Annotated in this window: 2 protein-coding genes; both read left to right on the top strand. The window is 46.2% G+C overall.

All coding sequences use genetic code 11. From position 1 onward, the window contains the following. Positions 1 to 370 precede the first annotated feature (370 nt). A complete protein-coding gene (locus tag ABEA58_RS14255) occupies positions 371 to 1,051 on the top strand; it encodes a hypothetical protein (RefSeq protein ID WP_345552573.1) in 681 nt (226 codons plus the stop codon). Further along, positions 1,048 to 1,443, top strand: a complete 396-nt coding sequence (locus ABEA58_RS14250; RefSeq protein ID WP_345552571.1) for a hypothetical protein — start codon at positions 1,048 to 1,050, stop codon at positions 1,441 to 1,443. Before ABEA58_RS14255 ends, ABEA58_RS14250 begins: the two co-directional genes overlap by 4 nt. The last annotated feature ends 138 nt before the right edge of the window (positions 1,444 to 1,581 follow it).

Raw genomic sequence — 1,581 nt, 5'->3', positions numbered from 1 at the left:
AACCCGCTGATGTATACCGACCCGAGTGGGTATAGTTCGTGGAATAAATTCCGCGACCAGATATTAAAGCCGGTTGTGGCCCTTGCAATCTCCTATTTCTTACCGGGCGCGGCTTTTTTGGGGGGGGGTTGCTAACAGTCTTGGTGCTTACATGCTCTCTGGGGCAGTAGCGGGAGCTGTCACAACGGGAACAATGGAAGGAGCATTCACTGGGGCTTTCAGTGCGATGGTTTTCTATGGGATTGGCAGCGCTTTTAAAAGTGCGGGTTGGGCACAGGCCGCCAAAGGTGCGAAGGGTGTTTGGGGTACCGGACTAAACGGATTGGGTCATGCGTCGAAGGTGTTAGCGCATGCGGTCGCTGGAGGCCTGATGTCCGAAATGCAGGGTAGGAGGTTCAAACATGGATTCACCTCAGCGGGTATCGTGCAAGCGTTCTCAGGAGGGATAGATCTTATTGATGCTGGTGCTGAATCAAGTGTTATGAGGGTGATTGCTGCGGCGGTTTTGGGCGGTACGGCTTCAGTGGCATCAGGAGGTAAGTTCGCTAACGGGGCTATTACTGGAGCTTTTAGTCGGGCTTTTAATGATGAGGCTCATCAAGCTACACAAAAGAGAGATACGGGTTGGTGGGCTCAGACAAAAGCCTTTGTAAAAGGCGCCATCAGTTATCCTAAGGATGTTGTTAGAACAGTGGTTACTGGTGGGAGTGTCGCATGTGAAGGTTTCTCTTCGGCTTGCGCTCAAAATGTCGAAAACTCAAGGCGCATAGGTAGGGCTATCTACGATTACAACAACGATCCTGAGGTTGCTCAGCAAGTCGATATGGCAAACAAATTGGCGACTCAGGCGGTTATGAATGATCCAGTTATCCAATCTCAAATTGCAGGAAGAGCTACGGTTGCCACGATAGTGGGTACTGGAGGCGTGATTGGAATGGGGTTAAATGTAATGGCGATTACAGGAGGGGCTTTGAGGGCTTCGGAAGCCGGAGGAAATTTTGTTGATACCTCTGAGTTGGTGCAAGGGGAATTAGGGGTGGATTTAGAATGATAAGAAATAAATGTTCAGGCTGTGGTGCAAAAACAGCTTTTTTCAAATCTGTTTTTGCCAGTAGAAGTTTTCCACTTACTTGCGGGAATTGTGATGAAAAGCAGTTTCGGCGACACGATGTGTCAAAGTCTCTCGCCTATTTTGGTGCTTCTATTGGCTTGTTTGCTTTATTATTTATTTTCATGGCAAAGGGGCTGCAAATAGCGACTATCTTACTTTTTGGTTTTTTATGTTTGTTGTTTTTGGTGTATGTATCGGAGCTATTTGTATTCGACTTGTCAGTGTATGGAGATCAAGAAAAAAATCGAGTAGCGATTCAGTCCAAAAGGAATATATGGATTGCGATAGTGGTCATATTTTTGGGTGTGGTTTTTTATGTATTTGATCTCTGAGATTTAGTAAGTTGGATTAGTTCAGACCAAATCTGACACCTCTCCTTGAAAAGAAGGGGTTTACCGGTTTTGATGAAGGTGCCTAAACCCAAAGTCAAAACCAAGGATAAACCCCATGATCCATACTAACGATCGCAT

The organism is Microbulbifer aestuariivivens, assembly GCF_039545115.1.
GTDB classification, from domain to species: Bacteria; Pseudomonadota; Gammaproteobacteria; order Pseudomonadales; family Cellvibrionaceae; genus Microbulbifer; species Microbulbifer aestuariivivens.
The sequence above is the reverse complement of the archived record's forward strand: the minus strand, read 5'-3'. Positions and strand labels throughout refer to the sequence as shown.